The sequence below is a fragment of the Actinocorallia sp. B10E7 genome (assembly GCF_039871655.1).
Taxonomy (GTDB): Bacteria; Actinomycetota; Actinomycetes; order Streptosporangiales; family Streptosporangiaceae; genus Actinocorallia.
Genome location: NZ_JBDPLZ010000001.1, coordinates 148686 through 167588 on the forward strand (window position 1 = coordinate 148686; position 18903 = coordinate 167588).

The following is an 18903-nucleotide window of genomic DNA, read 5'->3' on the forward strand; positions in this document are numbered from 1 at the left end:
GGCTCAGACCTCTTGCCCACGCCGTCCGGAGCCACACCTTCCTCACTCCGCCGACCCGCGTCAGCCGGATTTGCGGACGGCGGGGAGGCAGACCCGGTCGCGGCCGGTCTGCTTGGCGCGGTAGAGGGCCAGGTCGGCGGAGGCCAGGAGCTCGATGAGGTCCTGGCCGTGGGTGCGGTAGAGGGCGACACCGATGGAGATCGTGACCGAGACGGTGGTGTCCTCGGCGGGGACGGCCAGCCGGCGGACGCGGGCGCGGAGGCGTTCGGCGACACGGCAGGCCTCGACGGTGTCGGCGCCGGGCAGCAGGACGGCGAACTCCTCGCCGCCGAAGCGGCCGACGAGGTCGTAGTCCCGGAGCTGGAGGCACAGGGTGCCCGCGACGCTGACCAGGACCTGGTCGCCGACCAGGTGGCCGTGGGTGTCGTTGACCCGTTTGAAGTAGTCGATGTCGATCAGGAGGATGGCCAGCGCCTCACGGGAGCGTTCGGCGCGGGAGAGCTCGAGGTCGGCCTCGCGCTGCCAGGCCCCGGCGTTGAGCAGGCCGGTCTTGGCGTCGGTGCGGGCCGCCGCCTGGAGCTGCTGGTGCATGAGGCTGCGCTGGAGCAGGACCACCGGGGGCAGTACCAGCAGCAGCAGCGCGGGCGAGATCACGCAGTTGATCATGATCAGCAGGCCCAGGCACAGCTCGACCACGTCGAGCAGCAGCGTCTCCCTGTTCCACAACGCGTCCCGCCAGCGGCCCTCGCGCACGGCGCAGACCGCGGTGCCCACCAGCAGGGTGTTGAGCACCACGAAGAGCACCGCGCAGCCCAGCGCCACCAGCAGCGCCCCCCGTTCCTGGACCACCCACAGGGAGCCGTCCGCCAGCGGTTCGGGCACCGCGCGGTGGAAGACGAGCGAGGCGGCCAGCCCCGACAGGCCCGTCGCCGCGGTCACCAGGACCCGCCGGTAGGCCATGGTCCGGCGCACCCGGTAGTGCGACAGCGCCTGCAGCGGCAGCGGGATCAGCAGGGCGTAGACCGGTGGCAGCAGCAGCGCCACCGGCAGCCACCAGGCCGACAGCAGGTCGCGCGCCACGCCGGCGGGCATGCCCAGGCGGCGCGAGGTCTCGATGCAGACCGCCCCGCACAGGGCGAGCGCCAGGAAGGTGGAGGCGTCCTGCAACCGGTACCCGGTGACGGCCAGCTGCCAGGCCGTCAACGCCAGATAGGCGATCACCACGGCCAGCACGTAGACCACCAGGGGCAGTGGCTGTGCCAGCAGCGAGGAACGGGCGGGGCCTCGTCCTGACTCGCCGCCTTCGTGGCGATGCTCATCGGCGGCTGACTGGTGCACTGCCGTCATGCTTCCCCCACTCCGGCCGCCTATCACGTTAGGTAACACGATAGTTGCAACCTGTGCGGTCCGGGGCGTAAAGCGGTACCTTTCTTGAGCCCATCGCATGCGCCCCGGCACAGTACGCGACAATCGGCCCACTCGAATCCGCTCCAGAGGGACGGAGCCGCCGCTCCGGGGCTCGGAGGGGGCTCCGCCGGCCCCGAGGGCCGGCGAAGCCCGTCAGGCGGCTTCCTCCCGGTCCTCCCGGTCCTCCCGGTCCTCCCGGTCCTCCCGGTTCGGGTCTTCGGATTCCCGGGGGACCGTTTCCGGGGGGTCCGTGCCGGGGCGGAGTGCCGGGGTGGCGCTCAGGCCCGCGGCGCGGTCGGAGAGGGAGGCGGCTTCGGCCCGGTCCTCGACCGTGAGGACGCCGCCTTTGGCGACCCGCTGGAAGACCGCCTTGCCCCGGGTGAGATCGGGGCCCAGGGCCAACGCCTCCAGTTCCACGGTGAAGCGGCGTTCACCGCCCTGCTCGTACTCGCGGACCCGGAGCCTCCCGTGGGCGACGATCGGGGTGCCGGGCACGAGATCCGAGGCGTTGGCGTTCTCCGCCAGGGAGCGCCAGCAGCTCACCGCGAAGAACGTCGGCTCGCCGTCCTCCCACAGGCCGGTCTCGCGGTTGAAGCGGCGCGGGGTCATCCCGGCTCGTAAAGACAGGAAGGGCACCCCGTTCCTCGTGATGGTGTAGAGCGGCCGGGCCGCCACCCAGCCGACCAGCGTCGTCAGCGCCTCGTCCATGTGCCCCTCCCGGGAGCCGGGGGGTTCCCGTCGAACCCCGTCCGCCACCCAGGTTCCCGGCTCTCCCGTCCCCGCAGACGCCCGAACCGGATTCTGGGGAAAACCCCGGGGAAAGAAAAGCCCGCCCCGGGCGGGGCGGGCCGGAAGCCGGTCAGCGGCGGGCGTCGGAGACGGCGGTGCGGAAGTCGGCCAGGACACTGAGCTCCGCGGCCACCGGAGTGAGGACCTTCTCGTCGGCGACCCGGGCCAGGCGTTCCCGCATCGTGCTCACGATCTTCTCGCCGTGTCTGGCCGCGGAGAGGGCGACCACGTTGCGGCAGGCGGCGGCGGTGAGGGCGCCCATGCCGAACAGGCAGCTCACCAGGAGGACCACCCAGGGCAGGATCCCGGTGTCGGCCAGCAGGCCGGGCGAGTCGGCGAGGCCGAAGACGCCGTAGACCACCAGCAGCACCACCCAGATCGTGCCCAGGAAGGCGAAGAGGACCAGCAGCAGCTGCCAGATCCGCACCAGCCACCACCAGCGGGGCACCTGGTTGAAGGACGGGACGACCTCCCGCAGCGCCTCCCCCAGCGCCTCGGGGAGCTCCGAGGCGTTCACCCGGCCCGCCGCGCGCAGGGAGCGCCGCCACGGTTCGGGGACGTCCGCCGTCACCCCGTCGGTGATCCCGTGCAGGGCGTTGTCGACCTCGCCCTGCTGGGCGCCCATCGGGCCGGTGAAGGCGCCGCGCAGCTCCTCGCGCAGCTCGGTCAGCCTGATCGTGCGCAGCGGGTCACGCCGCAGCCTGGCCGTCCAGCGGGCGAACGGCCAACCGACGTAGTCGGCGGCGCGCAGCTCGTAGGCGCTCTCCATCGACTCGGCCACGGCGGGCACGCCGGCCGCGACGGTCAACGCGTCCACCAGGCCCTCGGCCCGCTCATCGTCGATCTCGACCGGGACGGGGCCGCCCTCGGCCAGCACCGCGAACCGCTCGACGACCTTGTCCAGGTCGGCTCCGAGCCGGTCGGCGCGGGCGCTCTGGGCGACGACGGCCTGGGCGAGGACCTCGCGCAGGCCGTCCACTCCGCCTTCGGTGACCGCGGAGGTGGTGACGATGTGCGGCGCGGCCAGGCCCTCGGACTCCAGCAGCCGCCGCAGGTCGCTCACGCAGTCGTCGACCTCCTCGGGCTGGAGCCTGTCGATCTGGTTGAGGACGATCAGGGTGACCGCGGCGTGCTGGGCGAACGGGACGATGTAGTCGCGGTGCAGGGCCGCGTCGGCGTACTTCTGCGGGTCGACGACCCACACCAGCAGGTCGGCGACGGCGACGAACCGGTCCACCTCGGCCCGGTGCACCGCCTGGATGGAGTCGTGGTCGGGCAGGTCGATCAGAACGAGCCCTTCGAGAGGGTTCTCCTCCCCCGAGCCCTTCGGCCCTGGTGTCCCGGCCCGTGCGTATCTGAACCGCTTGTCGATGTCCAGCCAGTCCAGCAGCGGCCCGGCGCCGTCATGACCCCACACGCAGACGTGGGCGGAGGACGTCATCGGCCGCCGCATCCCGCTGGGCGACAGCTCCAGCCCGCAGACCGCGTTGAACAGCGACGACTTGCCGCTCCCGGTGCCTCCCGCCAGGGTGACGACGGTGTGATCGCCGGACAGCCGCATCCGCTCCCCGGCCCGTTCCAGCAGCGTCGACGCCTCGGAGATCAGCTCCTCGTCCAGGCGTCCCTCGCCCAGCTCGATCAGCAGCTCCAGGGCCTCAAGCCGCTTGCCGAACGCCACGTCCCCGGGCCTGGCCTCGGACTCCTCCGGCTCCTCGGGCTCCTCCACGGGGGCCTCGGGTACCTCGGCGATCTCCAAGCCGTCCTCGGCCGGGAGTTCGTCCTCGGCCGGTCCCCCGGCTCCGGGGTCCTCCTCGTCCGCACCGGACTCCGCGGCGTCCGCCGTTTCGACACCCTCGGCGTCCTCAACGGCCTCGACGGCCTCGGCGCTCTCGATGTCCTCGACGGCCTCGGCGCTTTCGGCCTCCCCGTCCGTCTCCTCGACGGGGGGCTCGGCCTTCCCGGCAGCCGCGGCCTCCGCCTCGGCCCGCAGGGCCTCCAGCTCCGCGGACCGGGGCACCCGGTACTCAGCCGAGGTCAGCGGGTCGTCCTCGGGGACCACAGGCCGCCGGTACCGCCTCACTTCCGGCGGCTCCTCCTCGGACGCCGCCGCGGCCATCCGCCATCCGAACTCCGCGCTGGTCAGCGGATCCCCGTCGAACACCCCGGATGTTCCTGGACGCCCGAACTCGCCGCTGGTCAGCGGATCATCCTTGTCCATCCCCGCAACAGGGGAAAGGCTGGACTCTTCGTCCGTGTCCTGTCCGTCCGGGGAGGGGTCCCGGTCCTCGAGATCGGGAGCGCCGAGCGGATCATCCTGGGAGATCTGATGGAAGGCCACCCGTCGGAGAGCATCACCAGCGGGCGATTCATTCCCATTTGTCCCATTAACAGTGGGACGCCCGAACTCGCCGCTGGTCAGCGGATCGCCCCGGAGCCCCCAGCGGGAAGGCCGCCCGCGAAGACCGCCCTTCAGGAACGGATCGTCCTGGGGCCTCCGCACCGGAAAGGCCGGGGAGGTGAGGGGATCGTCCTCGGCGGAGGCGAAGATCGAGCGGCGGAACTCCCCACTGGTCAGCGGGTCGTCGTCAGAAGCGGAATCCCCGAACTCACCGCTGGTCAGCGGGTCGTCCTCCTCGGCGGAACGGCTGGAGGACGGAGGACGGAAACCCCCGCTGGTCAGCGTGTCCTCCTCGGAGGCGTCCGAGGAGCGGCGGACGCGGAAGGCGGGGGAGGTGAGGGGGTCGTCCTCGGGGACGGGCGGCGGGGTTTCGGACTCTCCGGTCAGGGCGTCGTCCTCGGTGGGTGACGGGGCGGACGGGGTGTCGGTGGCGCCGTCCGTCCGGGAGGGAGCGTGCGGGTCCAGGCCGAGGGGGTCTTCTCCGTGGGGAGGGGTCCCGGCCTCGTTCCGGTGGGTCATCGGGCGACCTCGAGATTGTACGTGGCCTGGTAGAGGGCTACGGCGAGGCTCTCGTCGGGAATGTCGACCTGGTCGATGGCCTGGCTGAAGCGCAGGCCCTCCTCGTCCAGGAGCATGGTGACGCGCTTGCGCAGGTCGGCCTTGGCCTTGGAGCTCATGCCACGCAGCGACTCGGCGCCGAAGAGGGACTTGAGCAGGCGCTGGGGGACGGCGCTGGTGCCGCCCTCGACGACGACGTCGCTGGTGCCGTAGCCCAGGATGCCGACCATCAGGACGACCGACAGCGCCTCGTCGTCGAAGGAGACGACCCGGGCGATGGACCGCTTGATCACGCCTTCGGTGCGGACCAGTTCCAGGACGTGGTCCTGCCAGCCGCTGACGGCGCGGGTGATGCGCCGGGACAGCTCGGGCGAGACATGGCCGAGCTGCTCGGCGAGGTCGCCGAGCACATACCGGCCCGCGGGGTCGGACTGCCAGCGCTGGACCGCCTGTTCCGCGCCCTGCTCGGCGGCGGCGAGGACGAGCGCCTCCAGGGCCGAGCGCAGCGCGGTCTTGAGGGCGTGGACGCGGGGCGCGGACCGGCGCCGCCGCGAGGAGCCCTTGGGCGTCCCGCCCCGGCCGCGCCGCAGGTGCAGGGCCCGCAGCAGGTCGCCCGTCCCGGCGAAGTCCTGCCAGCGGGCGAGCACCTCGCCCTGCAGCAGCGAGCCGTTGCGGGTGGCCTCGTCCAGTTCGGCCAGCGCGGTGGAGTAGGCGGACTCCGCCTCGCGGGCCAGCCGGTCGCGGCGGTCGACCTGCTCCTCGACCTGCTTGGCCAGCTGCGGGATGCGGGTGCGGAAACTGTCGAGCACCCCGCCGAGCGTCTCGACGATCACCTCGTCGCGGACCTCGGCGTTCTCGGCGAGTTCCAGCAGCCACTCCCGGATGCCGGAGATCGTCTCCTCGGGCAGCCGGGAGTCCACGATGGTGGTCTCGGGGATCTCGAACCGCGGCGCGTCGCCGAAGTCACGTTCGCCGAGCATCTCGGTGAAGTGCTCGACGATCTCCTGGCCGGGCCCCGGCTGCACCCGGGAGAGCACGACGCCGATGCTGGCGCCCTGTTCGCGGGCCCGCTCCAGCATCCGCCACACCTGGGCGTCGGCGTACCGGGCGGCGGTGGTGACGCAGATCCACAGGTCGGCGGCGGCCATGAGCTTGGTCGCGAACTCGTAGTGGTCGTCGAAGAGCGAGTCGAAGTCGGGGCTGTCGAGCAGCGCGAGCCCCTTGGGGACGGCCTCGGTGCGGATGACCACGAGCTGGTCGCCGACGACGGCGTCGGGCGCGGGGCCCTCGACCCGGCCCATGGTCGGCAGCACGCCCGGGGGCCTGTCGCCCTCGCCCATGAACCAGGTGAAGTCCTCGGGGTTGCACACGAGGATGGGGCTGGACGTGGTGGGACGCAGCACGCCGGTTCCGGAGACCCGGGAGCCGACGAGCGAGTTGACCAGGGTGGACTTGCCGGCGCCGGTGGATCCGCCGAACACCGCCAGCAGGGGGGTGGCGGCCTGCCTGACCCTGGGCAGCACGTAGTCGTCCAGCTGGTCGCGGATCTCCTTGGCCGCCAGAGCGGCGTCGTCCGCGCCGGGTACGTCGAGGGTGAAGCGCAGCGCGTCGATCTGGTCGCGCAGCTCGACGAGGACCCGGCCCAGTGGTGCCGAGCCCTCGGTCGGCGCGGACATGGTCTCGTCGCGCACCGCGCTCTGGTCCGCCGGGGATGTCACGGATCCCGCCCTATATCCGCAGTCAAGTTGCCGATCTCTTCTGCCACGCGCACGACATCGCCGACGACCACGATCGCCGGTGGCCGCACTCCGTGCGCCGTCATCTCGTTCGCCACCGTGCCGAGCGACGCGACGATCGTTCGCTGCCCCGGGAGGGTTCCGTCCTGGACGACCGCGACGGGAGTGTCGGTCGCCCGACCATAGCGCATGAGGGCATCGGCTATCAGACGCATTCGCTCGACGGCCATCATCAGTACCAGAGTTCCCCGGTTGCGGGCGAGGGCCTCCCAGTCGACGGTGGAGTCGGGGTGTCCGGGAGGGACGTGCGCGGAGACCACGTGGAACTCCTGCGCCACTCCCCGGTGGGTGACGGGGATGCCCGCCGCGGCGGGCGCGGCGATGGAGCTGGTGATCCCCGGGACGACCGTCACCGGGATGCCGTGGGACGCGCAGTACAGCGCCTCCTCGCCTCCCCGGCCGAAGACGAAGTTGTCGCCGCCCTTGAGCCGGACCACGAACCTGCCGCGCTTGGCGTGTTCGACCAGCAGTTCGTTGATGCGGTCCTGGTGCAGCGACCGGCCGTAGGGGATCTTGGCCGCGTCGATCACCTCGACGTCCGGGGAGAGCTCGTCGAGCAGGTTGCGGGGGCCGAGCCGGTCGGTGACCACCACGTCGGCCTGGGCCAGCAGCTGCCTGCCCCGGACGGTGATCAGGCCGGGGTCGCCGGGCCCTCCGCCGACCAGCGCCACTCCGACGGGCTTGCGCCGGGAGTGCCGGGCCTCGAAGGTGCCCTCGCGCAGCCCCTCGACGACGGCGTCGCGGATGCCGGCGGACCGGCGCGGGTCGCCGCCGCTCAGCACGCCCACGGTGGTCTCGCCGACCTGCCCGGTGGCCGGGGTCCAGGCCGCCGCGGCATGCGCGTCGTCGGCTCGGACGCACCAGATCCTGGCCTCCTCGGCCTCCGCGGCGACGGCGGCGTTGACGGCCGGGTCGTCGGCGCAGGCCTGGACCAGCCAGGCCCCTTCGAGGTCTCCGTGCCGGTAGGGCCTGCGGCGCCAGACGACCTGGTCGAGCAGGTCCTCCAGCGAGGGAGTCACCTCGGGACTGATCAGTTCCACGGCCGCGCCCGCGGCCAGGAGGGTGGGAACGCGGCGCTGGGCGACCCGGCCGCCACCCACGACGACGACCCGGCGCCCGGTGAGGCGGAGGCCCAGAAGATACGGCGGCACCGGCGAGCTATCCCATCTGCGTCAACGGACTCGACAACTGCTGTGACAAAGGTACTCGTCCTGGAAAGCGAGCCTTACCATCGAAGGCTTTCAGCCGCGGATCGTGACGATGTCGGAAGAAACCGACAACTCGCGAATCGCCGCGGTGAGGAGCGCGGTGGACGCCCGGTCCCGCACCGCGACCCTGATCCACTCGGGTCCCAATCCCGGGAAGGTGTCGCCGCGCCGGACCGCGATCCCCCGCTCCCGCAGCGCGTCCCTGACCCCGGCCCGGGCCCGCGCCAGCAGGAAGGACGCCCTGGCCCCGGGGACCACGTGCAGGCCCAGCCCGCGCAGCTCCCCTTCCAGCCGGGCACGCTCGGCCTCCAGCTCCCGGGCCCAGGCGTCGGCCTCGGCGAGCGCCCGGTCCGACGAGCAGGCCTCGATCGCCACCAGCGCCGGAGTGGAGACCGCCCACAGCGGCTGGGCGCGCTCCAGCTCGGCGATGAGGGGGGCCGGGCCGAGCACGTACCCGGCCCTCAGGCCGGCCAGCCCCCAGGTCTTGGTCAGACTGCGCAGCACGACCAGGCGCGCGTCGTGCGCCAGGCTCTCGGGCTCGCCCGGCACGCAGTCCATGAACGCCTCGTCGACGACGACCGTCCTGCCCTCGCGCAGCAGCGCACGCACCTCGTCCGCCGGGTGCAGCACGGACGTCGGGTTCGTCGGGTTGCCGAGCATGACGAGGTCGGCGTCCTCGGGCACCGCGTCGGCGGTGAACCGGAAGTCCCCCTCCAGGACCACCCTCTCCACCTCGTGCCCCGCCGCCCGCAGCGCCGCCTCGGGCTCGGTGAACTGCGGGTGGACGACCACCGCGCGGCTCGGACGCAACACCCTCGCCAGCAGCACGAACGCCTCCGCCGCGCCCGAGGTGAGCAGCACCTCCCCGGCCGGGCGCCCGTGCCTGCGGGCCACGGCCTCCCGGGCCCGCCGCTGGTCGGGGTAGGCCGCCAGGTCGGCGACCGACGCGCGGACCAGGTCGGCCAGCCACCGCGGCGGGGTGCCGGCCCGGACGTTCACCGCGAAGTCGACGAGCCCTTCCCCCACCTCGGCGTCCCCGTGGTGGGAGAGATCGTGCCGTGCGAGGTCCACGGTCAGCCCTGGTAGTACAGCAGCGCGTTGACCGCCGCGGCGGCGACCGTCGCGCCGCCCTTCTCGCTCACGTTGCTCACCTGCGGCAGCCCGCTGCCGCGCAGCTTGGCCTTGGCCTCGCCCGCTCCGACGAAGCCCACCGGCAGCCCGATCACCAGGCTGGGCCGCACGCCCCGCAGGATGATCTCCTCCAGCGCGCTGGCGGCGCTGCCGACCACCCAGACCGCGCCGGGCCCCACCTCGGAGTAGGCGAGCCGGACCGCGGCGGCCGAGCGGGTGATCCCGGCGGCCTTGGCCATGCGGACGGCGGAGGGGTCGTCGATCGGGCAGACGACGGGCCGCTCGGTGATCCCGCCCGCCACCGGGGGCACGTCGGCGACGATCGGCGCGCCCGCCCGCAGGGCCTCCAGCCCCTGGCGCAGGTGGCGCTCGTCGGTCACCAGGTCGACCGCGTACTCCAGGTCGGCGCTGGCGTGGATGATCCGCTCCGCCACGGCGCGCCACAACGGCGGCATCGGCGACAGGTCCACCCGGGAGCGCAGGATCTCATACGAAGCGACCTCGATCGGGTGCGGCTGCCGCACGCTCATCCCTTTTCCTCCTCCACCCGGGCCCGCCGTCACGGCGGCCCTGCGGATCTTCTCTCCGACGTCGAGGACCGGCCACCCGCGCCCGTGACCGCCCGCTCCCGAACACAGCCCACCGGACAACTCCCCCGCAGGCGCACGTTCCGGTCAGCGTATCGCTCCCGAGACGACGAAGACGGGCCCCGGTTCCTCCGCCCGGAGCCCGCCGCCGGAAGAGGAGGCCTCGCGGAAGGCGGCGAGCCGGACGACCTCGGCGGAGAACCCGCCGTCCTCGAGCGCCTCCCGTGTCCGACCGGCCGGCTCCTGCCCGTCCAGGACCGACACGATCACCCTCGGAGCCCGGCGGGCGCACTCCGCGATCACCCGCGGGCCTCCCCCGCCGACGAAGACCGCGTCGGGATCGGGCAGATACGCCAGGACCTCCGGGGCCTCCCCCCGCGCGACCGCCAGCTTGACCCCGTGCGCCCGGACGTTGCGGCGGACGACCTCGCAGGCGTCCTCGTCCCGGTCGACCGCGATCACCGCGGCGCCCAGCCGCGCGCACTCGACGCCGACCGCGCCGGCGCCCGCCCCGACGTCCCAGACGAGGTCGCCGAGCCGGGGCCCGAGCCTGGCCAGCACCAGCGCCCTCGCCTCGGCGGGAAGGACCCGTCCGCCGCTCCCCTCGAAGCGCTCCTCCGGCAGCGCCCAGCCCGCCGGTCCCGGACGTCCCGCGGCGATCCAGCCGGACGTCTCGCCCCGCCACCTCGGATCGTGGACGATCACCACCTGGGGGTCCCGCCACGGCCGGGTCGTCGCCTCCGCGGGGCGCGCGTGCGTCACCTCCTCGTCCGGGCCGCCCAGCCCCTCGCAGACGACGAACGAGCGCGGCGTCTGCGGGTGCAGCTCCCGTCCCAGCTCGGCCGGACCCGCCCCGGGGCCCGTCAGGACGGCCACCTTCGGATGGGCGCGGCAGACGTTGACCGCTCGCCGGAGCCCTCCTTCGCGCGCCGAGACGACCATCGCGCCCCCGCCGTCCATGCCCGCCGCGGCGAAAGCCCGCGCGGCCAGCGCGAGCACGTCCTCTTCCAGACCCTCATCCATGACCGTCACCACTCCTCCGACGTTAGGCGCACTTCCCCGCCTCGAGCCGTTCTTCGGCGACATCGGTCCCGGCCGGACCCGGACCGCCCGCCCCGGCCGTTCCGCGCCCTTCACCTGAGGGCGGACGCGGCCTACCATGGACATAAGCACTCACTTACCATCCCTGTGAGGTGAGCGGCATGCGTGAAGCCCTGCCGTTCCGGCCCGGCGACGTCTCCTGGACCGTGGGCCACGAGCCCGTTCTGGCCCTGGCCGCCGCGCCCACCCTGCTGCTGCAGGTCTGCCATCCCCTGGTCGCGGCCGGGGTCTCCCAGTACTCCGACTTCGCCTCCGATCCGTTCGCCCGGCTGTGGCGCACCCTGGACATCCAGCTCAAGCTCTCCTACGGCCGACCCGAGGTCTCGGCCCGGCAGTCGGAGCTGCTGCGCCGCATCCACCGGCGGGTCCAGGGCGTCTCCGCCGACGGCGTGCCCTACCGCGCCCTCGACCCCGAGCTGCTGCTGTGGGTGTGGGCGACGCTCGTCCACGGCCAGCTCACCGTCTACGAGCTCACTTTCGGCAACCTCTCCGCACGCGACCGCGAGACCTTCTACCGGGAGCAGAAGCTGGTCGCCCACGCCTGCGGCGTACCCGAGGGCGCCTGCCCGGAGGACCACGCGGCCTTCCGCCGGTACTTCGCGCGGATGCTGGACGAGGAGCTGGAGGTCACCGAGACCGCACGCCGGGTCGTCGCGCTCGGCAGCGACCCGCCGCGGATTCCCCGGGCGCTGGGCGCCGCCTACAGCCGGGTCAACCTGCTGGCCGCGGGCGCGATGCTGCCCCGGCGGCTGCGCGAGGGGCTCGGCATCCCCTGGAGCCCGCGCCGCGACCGGCTGTTCCGCGCGGCGCTCGCCGCCGGCCGCGCCACCGCGCTGGTCGTGCCCGGCGGGTTGCGGGGCCGCCCGGTCGACACGCTGGTCAACCGGGAGCGGCCGCTGAGGCTGTTCGCGGCCCGGCACGGGGGCGCCCGGGCCGCCTAACGGTCGCAGGTGAACCAGACCGCTTTGCCGCGCACGCGGGGGTCGAGTCGAGCGTGCGCGGCATCGGTCCCCCACCGGTCCCCGCTGAGCTCGGCGACGATGCTCAGACCACGGCCGAAATCGGCGCGTTCCAGGGCCAATGGAAGATCGCGGGTGGGCAGTCCGTCGAAGACGGCACAGGAGAACTCATAGTCGTCGAAGCAGTAGATCCACAGTTCGTGCGGCGGATGGGCGGCCGCGTGCTGGTAGGCGTTGGTCGCCAGTTCACTGACCATGAGCGCCGCGTCGGCGATCGTCTCGCGCGGCACCTCCAGCATCGTCAGCGCCTCGCGGACCAGGGTGCGGGCGATCCGTGGACACGTGGCGTCCGTGGGCAGAGACCAGGTCCAGGTTCTCCCGAGGTCTATCGCGAGCTCCACAGCCGCCCTTTCGCCAGCGAAAGCAATTACAGCCGGTCCCCGAACCGTCACCGCAAAGCGTGTCGTGGGAATCTCACCTGTGCAACTGACTTGCCGAAGATTCTTGGTTTCTTCTGTACTGACGCATGACTCGGCAGCAAACTCCTCCTATGACTTACCGTCCGACCGTACGAGGCCGTCGGCTGGCGCGCGAGCTGCGTCGCCTGCGCGAACGCCAAGGCCTGACCCTGCAAGACGTCGCCGACCGGCTCGGCTGGTCGCGCGCCACCGTGTCCCGGCTGGAGACCGGGCAGACCCGCCCGCGCGACGTGGCCGAGATCCTCGACCTCTACGGGGTGACCAGCCCCGAGCGCGACGCGCTGCTCACACTCTCCCGGGAGGCCCGCCAGATGGGCTGGTGGACCGCCTACGTCGACGTCTTCAGCGGTTCCTACGTGGGCCTGGAGGACGAGTCATCGGAGATCCGCACCTGGGACGCCCAGCTCGTCCACGGGCTGCTGCAGACCGAGGACTACGCCCGCGCCGTGATCACCGCGGGCCGGTTCCTGCCGAGCCAGGCGGACGTCGACCGGCGCATCCTCGCCCGCAAGCAGCGCCAGGCGCTCCTGGAGCGGTCCGACGCCCCGCACCTGCACGCCATCCTCGACGAGGGGGCGGTGCGCCGGCCGATCGGAGGCGACGCGGTGATGCGCGACCAGCTGGTGTCGCTGGTCGACGCCGCGGAGCGGGAGAACATCACCCTCCAGGTCATGCCGCTGGCCCGGGGCGCCCACGCGGGCCTCGACGGGCGGTTCACGATCCTTTCGTTCCCCGACCCGGCGGACCCCGATATCGCCTATGTCGAAGGCACGATGGGTGACGTGTACATCGAGAGCGCGGAGGCAATAACTCAACATAGGAACCGATTCGAGCGCATCATCGATGAAGCGCTCTCCCCTGAGGAATCCGTCCGGCTGATCGCCGAGGCGGCGAAGGAGCAGGTCCGTGGCTGAGCTCATCTGGCGCAAGTCCTCCCGCAGCGGCTCCGGCGACCAGTGCGTCGAGGTCGCCGCACTGCCCGGAGGCGGGCTGGCGATCCGCGACTCCAAGAACCCCGGGCTCGCCCCGCTCATCCTGAGCGGGGCGGGTTTCACCGACTTCCTCCGAGGTCTTTCGAGCTGACTAGAACGTGTTCTAATCTCCAGGGGACACAGACCTGGAGGTTGGGACCCGTGAAACTCGGCATCAACATCGGCTACTGGCAGCGCGACCCGGAGGACGCCACCGAGACGGTGCTCGCCGCCGAACGGCAGGGATACGACTCGGTGTTCACCGCCGAGGCCTACGGGTCCGACGCCTTCACCACCCTGGCCTGGTACGGCGCGCGCACCTCGCGCATCAAACTGGGCACGGCCGTCGTGCAGATGTCGGCCCGCACCCCCGCCGCCACCGCGATGCACGCCCTCACCCTGGACGCGCTGTCGGGCGGCCGGCTGATCCTGGGGCTCGGCGCGTCCGGCCCCCAGGTCGTCGAGGGCTGGTACGGCGTGCCGTTCCCCAAGCCGCTGGCCCGCACCCGCGAGTACATCGACATCCTGCGCAAGGTGTGGGCCAGGGAGCGGCCCGTCACCAGCGACGGGCCGCACTACCCGCTGCCCTACCCGGGCGGCGCCGGCCTCGGCAAGCCCCTGCGCTCCATCACCCATCCCCTGCGTCCGGACATCCCGGTCTACCTGGGCGCCGAGGGCCCCAAGAACATCGCGCTCGCCACCGAGATCGCCGACGGGTGGCTGCCATTGTTCGTCGACCCGCAGCAGATCGACTCCCTCTTCGGCGGCTCGCTGGCCGGCCGCAGGCCCGGCTTCGAGATCACCGCGACCGTCACCACCGTCGTGGCCCCGCTGGAGCAGGCGCTCGCCTGGGCGAAGGTCCCGCTGGCGTTCTACATCGGCGGCATGGGGGCCAAGGAGAAGAACTTCCACCTCGACCTCATCGGCAGGCTGGGCTACGCCGAGGAGGCCGCGCACGTCCAGAAGCTCTTCCTGGAAGGCCGCCGCGACGAGGCGATCAAGGCGGTCCCCGACGAACTCGCCGACTCCATCTCCCTGCTCGGCCCGCTGGAGCGGATCAAGGAGCGGCTCGAGCTGTGGAAGAACAGCCCCGTCACCACGCTGCTGCTCGCCGGCGTCAAGGACGAGCCCACCCTCAGGGCCATCCGCGAACTGGTCGATGCGTGATCGCACGCCACGTGATGGAATGACGCCATGGAAGACGTGCTGGGGCCCGGTTACGAGGCCGTAGAGCTCCCCCTGGGCCGCGACTCCGAGGGCGAGGTCGTCGCCACCCTGGTGAGCCGACGGCGCCCCGAGCCGACGCGACGGGCCGTGCTGTACGTGCACGGCTTCGTCGACTACTTCTTCCAGACCCACCTGGCGGACTTCTACCTGGAGCAGGGCTTCGACTTCTACGCCCTGGACCTGCGCAAGTACGGGCGCTCCCTGCGCCCGTACCAGACGCCCAACATGATCGACAGCCTCAGCGACTACTTCACCGAGATCGACGAGGCGGTCCGGATCATCCGGGAGGACCACGACGTCCTGCTGGTCAACGGGCATTCCACCGGCGGGCTGATCGCCGCGCTGTGGGCCGACCGGGTCAAGGGCGGCGGGCTCGTGCAGGGATTGTTCCTCAACAGCCCGTTCTTCGACCTCAACGAGTCCGCGCCGAACCGGCTCGCCGGGGTGGGCCTGGCCAGGGCCCTGCGCGGGCCCCGGCCGCAGACGAAGCTGCCCGCCGGGCTCTCCCCCGTCTACGTGACGACGATCCACCGAGAGCACCAGGGCGAGTGGGACTTCGACCTGACCCTCAAACCGCTGGAGGGCTTCCCGGTCCGGGCCGGGTGGCTGGCGGCGATCCGGCGCGGGCAGAAGCGGCTCCACGCCGGGCTGGCGATCGACGTGCCGGTCCTGGTCATGTGCTCGGCCCGGACGGTCCCGGCCAAGCCCGGCGGCGACGGCATCACCGGCTCCGACATCGTCCTGGACGTCGAGCACATCGCCAAGTGGTCGCCCGGACTCGGACGGCACCTCACGCTGGTGCGGATCGAGGGCGGGCTGCACGACCTCGTGCTGTCCGCCCAGCCCGTCCGGGAGCGGGTGTTCACCGAACTGGCCCGCTGGATCGGCGCCTACCTGCCGGCGAAGAACTGAGGTCTAACGGATCTCGGCGATCTGGAAGTCGTCGAAGTCGGCGGTCAGGCCCTTGCCGTCCCAGGAGGTCTGCTCGATCAGCAGCGCGGCGGTGCCCTCGGTCAGCGGCCCGTCCTCGTCGACCTCCTCCAGGGCGAGCGTCCCGTTGATCCACATCCGCAGCCGGACCGCCGTGCCCTGCTTCTCGCAGGCGATCTGCACCCGGTTGTCCTTGCCCGCGGAGAAGCCCGCGGCCTCCGGCCTGGTGCCGATCTGCGCCGTGCCGCGGTCCTCGGTCACCCGTTTGAGGACGATGCCCTGGCCGTCGGAGCGGACCAGGAAGCGGTAGCCGTCGTCCTCTCCGTAGGGGTCGGCCCCGAAACAGGACAGGCCCGCCGACGCGCTGCCCGTCCCGGCCATCCTGACGGTCACCGAGACCAGGGCCCGGGAGGGGATCCGGTGCTTCTTCTCTCCGTCCTTGTGCGGCGAACCGGACTCGTTGTGCAGAGAACCGCTGGTGGTGAGCATCCGATAGCGGCTGTTCAGATAGCCGCGGGTGGACAGGTTCGGGATGAAGGTGCCGCTGGACCAGCCCGTCCGGGTGTCGTCGAAGGTGTCGTCGAAGACGCTGCTGGCCTTCGGCGGGCCCTCTTCGCGGGTCGCGTAGACCAGTGTGCTCCCAATGAGCAGCGCCACCACGGCCACTCCCGCGCCGACCAGCAGATGCCTCCGGTTGCCGGGGATCCGGCGACGCAGCCCGCTTTCGTGCTCGGACCGCGTGGAGGAAGGACCCGAGTGAAGGCCGACCGTCTGCTGGAGTCCCTGGCCGAGGCCGAACGACTCGGACTGGATGGTCCGCGCGACCTGCGCCGCGTCCGCCCTGGTCTGCCCGGTCAGCTGGTCCAGCAGTTGCTGGGCGGTCGGCCGCGCCTTCGGGTCGGGGGACAGCGCCGCCTCGACGAGCTTGCGCACCCCCTCGTCCAGCCCCTCCAGATTCGGAGTGCCCTGGGTGACCTGATAGAGGATGGCCGGGACGTTGGGCGCGGAGAACGGGGCGTTGCCGGTCCCGGCGAACGCCACCACGCAGCCCCACGCCCAGATGTCGGCGGCGGGAGTGGCTCCCTGGCCGCGGATGACCTCCGGCGCCATGTAGGCGGGGGTGCCGACGAACGTGCCGGTGCGGGTGGCGGCCGCCACCGTGTCCAGAGCCCTGGCGATACCGAAGTCGATCACCCGGGGGCCGACCGGCGACAGCAGCACGTTGGCCGGTTTGAGGTCGCGGTGCACGATCCCCGCGCCGTGGATGGCGGTCAGCGCGGTGGCCACCCCCACCGCCAGATGCTCCAGGCTGGAGCCGTGCATGGGCCCCGACCCCCGGATGTGCTCATCCAAGGTGGGGCCCTGCACGTACTCGGTGACGACGTACAGCGGGTCGCTCTCGAGGTCCGCGTCCAAGACGCTGGCCGTGCAGAACCGGCTGACCCGCTGGGCGGCGAGCACCTCGCGGCGGAACCGGTCGCGGAAGACCGGCTCGTCGGCGAGCTCCGCGTTGATCACCTTGATCGCGACCTGGCGGCCCTCGGCGTCCTGGGCCAGGTAGACGGTGCCCATGCCACCGCGGCCAAGCCTGTTCACCAGCCGGTAAGGGCCGATGTTCTGTTCCATCGGGGCTCCTCGGGGGGACGAGTTCGCCCATTCTGGCGTAGATCAGGGGATCAACAGCAACTTGCCGGTGGTGCGGCGGGCCTCCAGATCCTCGTGCGCCCGCCTGGCCTCGGCCAACGGGTACCGCTCGCCCACCCGGACGTCCAGCCGTCCCGCCGCCAGCCAGCCGAAGACGTCCTCGGCGCGGGTCCGCAGCTCCTCCGAGGTGGACACGTAGTGGGCCAGAGTCGGCCGGGTGAGGAAGAGCGAGCCCGCCCCGGCCAGCCGGATCGGGTCGAACGGCGGCACCGGGCCGCTGGCCGCGCCGTACAGGGCGAGCAGGCCCCGCGGCTGCAGGGAGGCGAGGCTGCCCTCGAAGGTGGCGGCGCCGACCCCGTCGTAGACCACCGGCACGCCGCGGCCCCCCGTGAGGTCCTTGACCCGGCGGGGGAAGTCCTCGTAGCCGATGACCTCCTCGGCTCCCGCCTCGCGGGCGACGCGCTCCTTCAGCGGGGTGGAGACGGTGCCGATCACCCGTCCCCCCAGCAGCTTGACCAGCTGGGTGAGCAGCAGCCCCATGCCGCCGGCCGCGGCGTGCACCAGGACGGTGTCCCCCGGCTGCACCGCGTAGGTGGAGTGGGTGAGGTAGTGGGCGGTCAAGCCCTGCAGCAGGACCGAGGCGGCCCGTTCCGGCTCCACGTCCGCGGGCACCGGCACGGCCCTGGCCTGGTCCACCAGCGCCTTCTCCGCGTAGCCGCCGATCGCGTCGGCCGTGGCCACCACGTCGCCGGGCGCGAAGGCGGTGACGCCCTCGCCCACCGCCTCGACCTCCCCGGCGACCTCGACGCCCGGGGTGAACGGCGGGTGGGTCTCATAGCGGCCGGTGCGGTGGTAGGTGTCGATGTAGTTGACGCCCGCCGCAGCCACCCGGACCAGCAGCTGCCCGGGGCCGGGAACCGGATCGGGCAGGTCGGCGGGGACCAGGACCTCCGGTCCCCCGTGCTTCTCGGCGACGATCGCGCGCATCAGTCCTCCAGGCTCTTGGATCTTCCCCTCTCAACCCGAGGAGCACATCCAATCTTCCCGAAGCGCGTCCAGTGCGAGCGTCACCGACTCCTCGACACGCCTCACCACTTCGCCGGGCTCGAAGACCATGCGGCAGGCGCAGTCCTCGAACCCCACCCGGACCGCGCCCAGGTAGATCGAGGCGAGCAGGCGGGGCCGCAGATCCCGCCCGAAGTCGACGCCCATGCGGCGCGCCAGCTCGGCGGCGAGCAGCCCGGAGGTCTCGGAGTAGCGGGTCAGGTAGGCGGCGACCAGGCAGGAGTGGGTCTCCAGAACCCGCCGCAGCCGCCACATACGCTGGAGCTGGACGGAATCGCCCTCCTCCAGCCGTTCCAGCAGTCCGCGCAGCGCGGCCCGCAGCACCGCGGGCACCGGTTCGTCCTCGGGCCGCGCCCGTACCCGCTCGAGCAGACGGGCGTCGTACTGCAGGATGAGGTCGGTGACCACGTCCTCCTTGGTCGCGAAGTACCGGAAGAACGTGCGCTGCGAGACGTCCGCGGCCGCGGCGATCTCGTCGATGGTCGTGTGCTCGTAGCCGCGGTCCAGGAACAGTTCGAGGGCGGCGTCGATGAGCGCCAGCCTGGTCCGCTGCTTCTTGAGCTCGCGCAGCCCGCCCACCATCATGATCGTCCCCCTCTCGCCGGACGCCCTCTGGACGAGGGCGCCCAAGAATATCGGCCGGGACCACCGCG

17 protein-coding genes are annotated in these 18903 nt (G+C 72.3%); 5 read left to right on the plus strand and 12 right to left on the minus strand.

Annotated features, from left to right (window positions below; translation table 11 throughout):
- Positions 1-60 precede the first annotated feature (60 nt).
- The 8 genes from ABGB12_RS00695 to ABGB12_RS00730 all read right to left on the minus strand — a co-directional run bounded on the left by ABGB12_RS00695 (position 61) and on the right by ABGB12_RS00730 (position 10897).
- Complete coding sequence (locus ABGB12_RS00695; protein WP_347673602.1) at positions 61-1347, minus strand: diguanylate cyclase; 1287 nt, start codon at positions 1345-1347, stop codon at positions 61-63.
- 213 nt (positions 1348-1560) lie between these two features.
- Entirely contained in the window at positions 1561-2115 is a 555-nt protein-coding gene (locus ABGB12_RS00700; protein ID WP_347673604.1) for a single-stranded DNA-binding protein, read from the minus strand.
- Between the two features lie 151 nt (positions 2116-2266).
- Positions 2267-5113 carry a hypothetical protein gene (locus ABGB12_RS00705; RefSeq protein ID WP_347673606.1) on the minus strand — a complete coding sequence of 949 codons (2847 nt, stop codon included), beginning with the start codon at positions 5111-5113 and terminating at the stop codon, positions 2267-2269.
- Entirely contained in the window at positions 5110-6870 is a 1761-nt protein-coding gene (locus ABGB12_RS00710; protein ID WP_347673608.1) for an AAA family ATPase, read from the minus strand. The genes ABGB12_RS00705 and ABGB12_RS00710 overlap by 4 nt, the downstream gene beginning before the upstream one ends.
- The gene (gene cobA, locus ABGB12_RS00715; RefSeq protein ID WP_347673609.1) at positions 6867-8099 is read right to left on the minus strand and encodes a uroporphyrinogen-III C-methyltransferase; all 1233 of its coding nucleotides are present in this window, start codon (positions 8097-8099) and stop codon (positions 6867-6869) included. Before cobA ends, ABGB12_RS00710 begins: the two co-directional genes overlap by 4 nt.
- Before the next feature lie 90 nt (positions 8100-8189).
- A complete protein-coding gene (gene cobC / locus ABGB12_RS00720; RefSeq protein WP_347674999.1) occupies positions 8190-9233 on the minus strand; it encodes an Rv2231c family pyridoxal phosphate-dependent protein CobC in 1044 nt (347 codons plus the stop codon).
- Positions 9230-9817 carry a precorrin-8X methylmutase gene (locus ABGB12_RS00725; protein ID WP_347673611.1) on the minus strand — a complete coding sequence of 196 codons (588 nt, stop codon included), beginning with the start codon at positions 9815-9817 and terminating at the stop codon, positions 9230-9232. The genes cobC and ABGB12_RS00725 overlap by 4 nt, the downstream gene beginning before the upstream one ends.
- Positions 9818-9961: 144 nt before the next feature.
- Positions 9962-10897 (minus strand): methyltransferase domain-containing protein, encoded by a 936-nt coding sequence (locus tag ABGB12_RS00730; protein WP_347673613.1) that lies wholly within the window; start codon positions 10895-10897, stop codon positions 9962-9964.
- A 179-nt stretch (positions 10898-11076) separates the two neighbouring features.
- Here ABGB12_RS00730 and ABGB12_RS00735 point away from each other — a divergent pair, with 179 nt between their 5' ends.
- On the plus strand, positions 11077-11916 hold the full coding sequence (locus ABGB12_RS00735) for an oxygenase MpaB family protein (protein WP_347673615.1): 840 nt from the start codon (positions 11077-11079) through the stop codon (positions 11914-11916).
- Here ABGB12_RS00735 and ABGB12_RS00740 read toward each other — a convergent pair.
- Positions 11913-12335: an ATP-binding protein gene (locus tag ABGB12_RS00740; protein ID WP_347673617.1), complete on the minus strand. Its 423-nt coding sequence runs from the start codon at positions 12333-12335 to the stop codon at positions 11913-11915. The two genes, ABGB12_RS00735 and ABGB12_RS00740, sit on opposite strands and share 4 nt — an antisense overlap.
- Before the next feature lie 149 nt (positions 12336-12484).
- On the opposite strand from ABGB12_RS00740, the gene ABGB12_RS00745 reads away from it, so the two are divergent.
- The 4 genes from ABGB12_RS00745 to ABGB12_RS00760 are packed head-to-tail and all read left to right on the plus strand — an operon-like array spanning position 12485 to position 15523.
- The gene (locus ABGB12_RS00745; RefSeq protein WP_347673619.1) at positions 12485-13327 is read left to right on the plus strand and encodes a helix-turn-helix transcriptional regulator; all 843 of its coding nucleotides are present in this window, start codon (positions 12485-12487) and stop codon (positions 13325-13327) included.
- Positions 13320-13496, plus strand: coding sequence for a DUF397 domain-containing protein (locus ABGB12_RS00750; RefSeq protein WP_347673621.1), 177 nt, complete (start codon positions 13320-13322; stop codon positions 13494-13496). The genes ABGB12_RS00745 and ABGB12_RS00750 overlap by 8 nt, the downstream gene beginning before the upstream one ends.
- Positions 13497-13546: 50 nt before the next feature.
- Complete coding sequence (locus tag ABGB12_RS00755) at positions 13547-14551, plus strand: LLM class F420-dependent oxidoreductase (RefSeq protein ID WP_347673623.1); 1005 nt, start codon at positions 13547-13549, stop codon at positions 14549-14551.
- A 27-nt stretch (positions 14552-14578) separates the two neighbouring features.
- Positions 14579-15523: an alpha/beta hydrolase gene (locus ABGB12_RS00760; protein WP_347673624.1), complete on the plus strand. Its 945-nt coding sequence runs from the start codon at positions 14579-14581 to the stop codon at positions 15521-15523.
- Between the two features lie 3 nt (positions 15524-15526).
- Here ABGB12_RS00760 and ABGB12_RS00765 read toward each other — a convergent pair whose 3' ends face one another.
- Genes ABGB12_RS00765 through ABGB12_RS00775 form a run of 3 tightly spaced genes read right to left on the minus strand, consistent with a single transcriptional unit; the run spans position 15527 to position 18835 of the window.
- Entirely contained in the window at positions 15527-17167 is a 1641-nt protein-coding gene (locus ABGB12_RS00765) for a serine/threonine-protein kinase (RefSeq protein ID WP_347673626.1), read from the minus strand.
- Positions 17168-17209: 42 nt separating this feature from the next.
- Entirely contained in the window at positions 17210-18172 is a 963-nt protein-coding gene (locus ABGB12_RS00770) for a quinone oxidoreductase (RefSeq protein WP_347673628.1), read from the minus strand.
- A gap of 30 nt (positions 18173-18202) precedes the next feature.
- Positions 18203-18835: a TetR family transcriptional regulator gene (locus ABGB12_RS00775; RefSeq protein ID WP_347673630.1), complete on the minus strand. Its 633-nt coding sequence runs from the start codon at positions 18833-18835 to the stop codon at positions 18203-18205.
- Between the last annotated feature and the right edge of the window lie 68 nt (positions 18836-18903).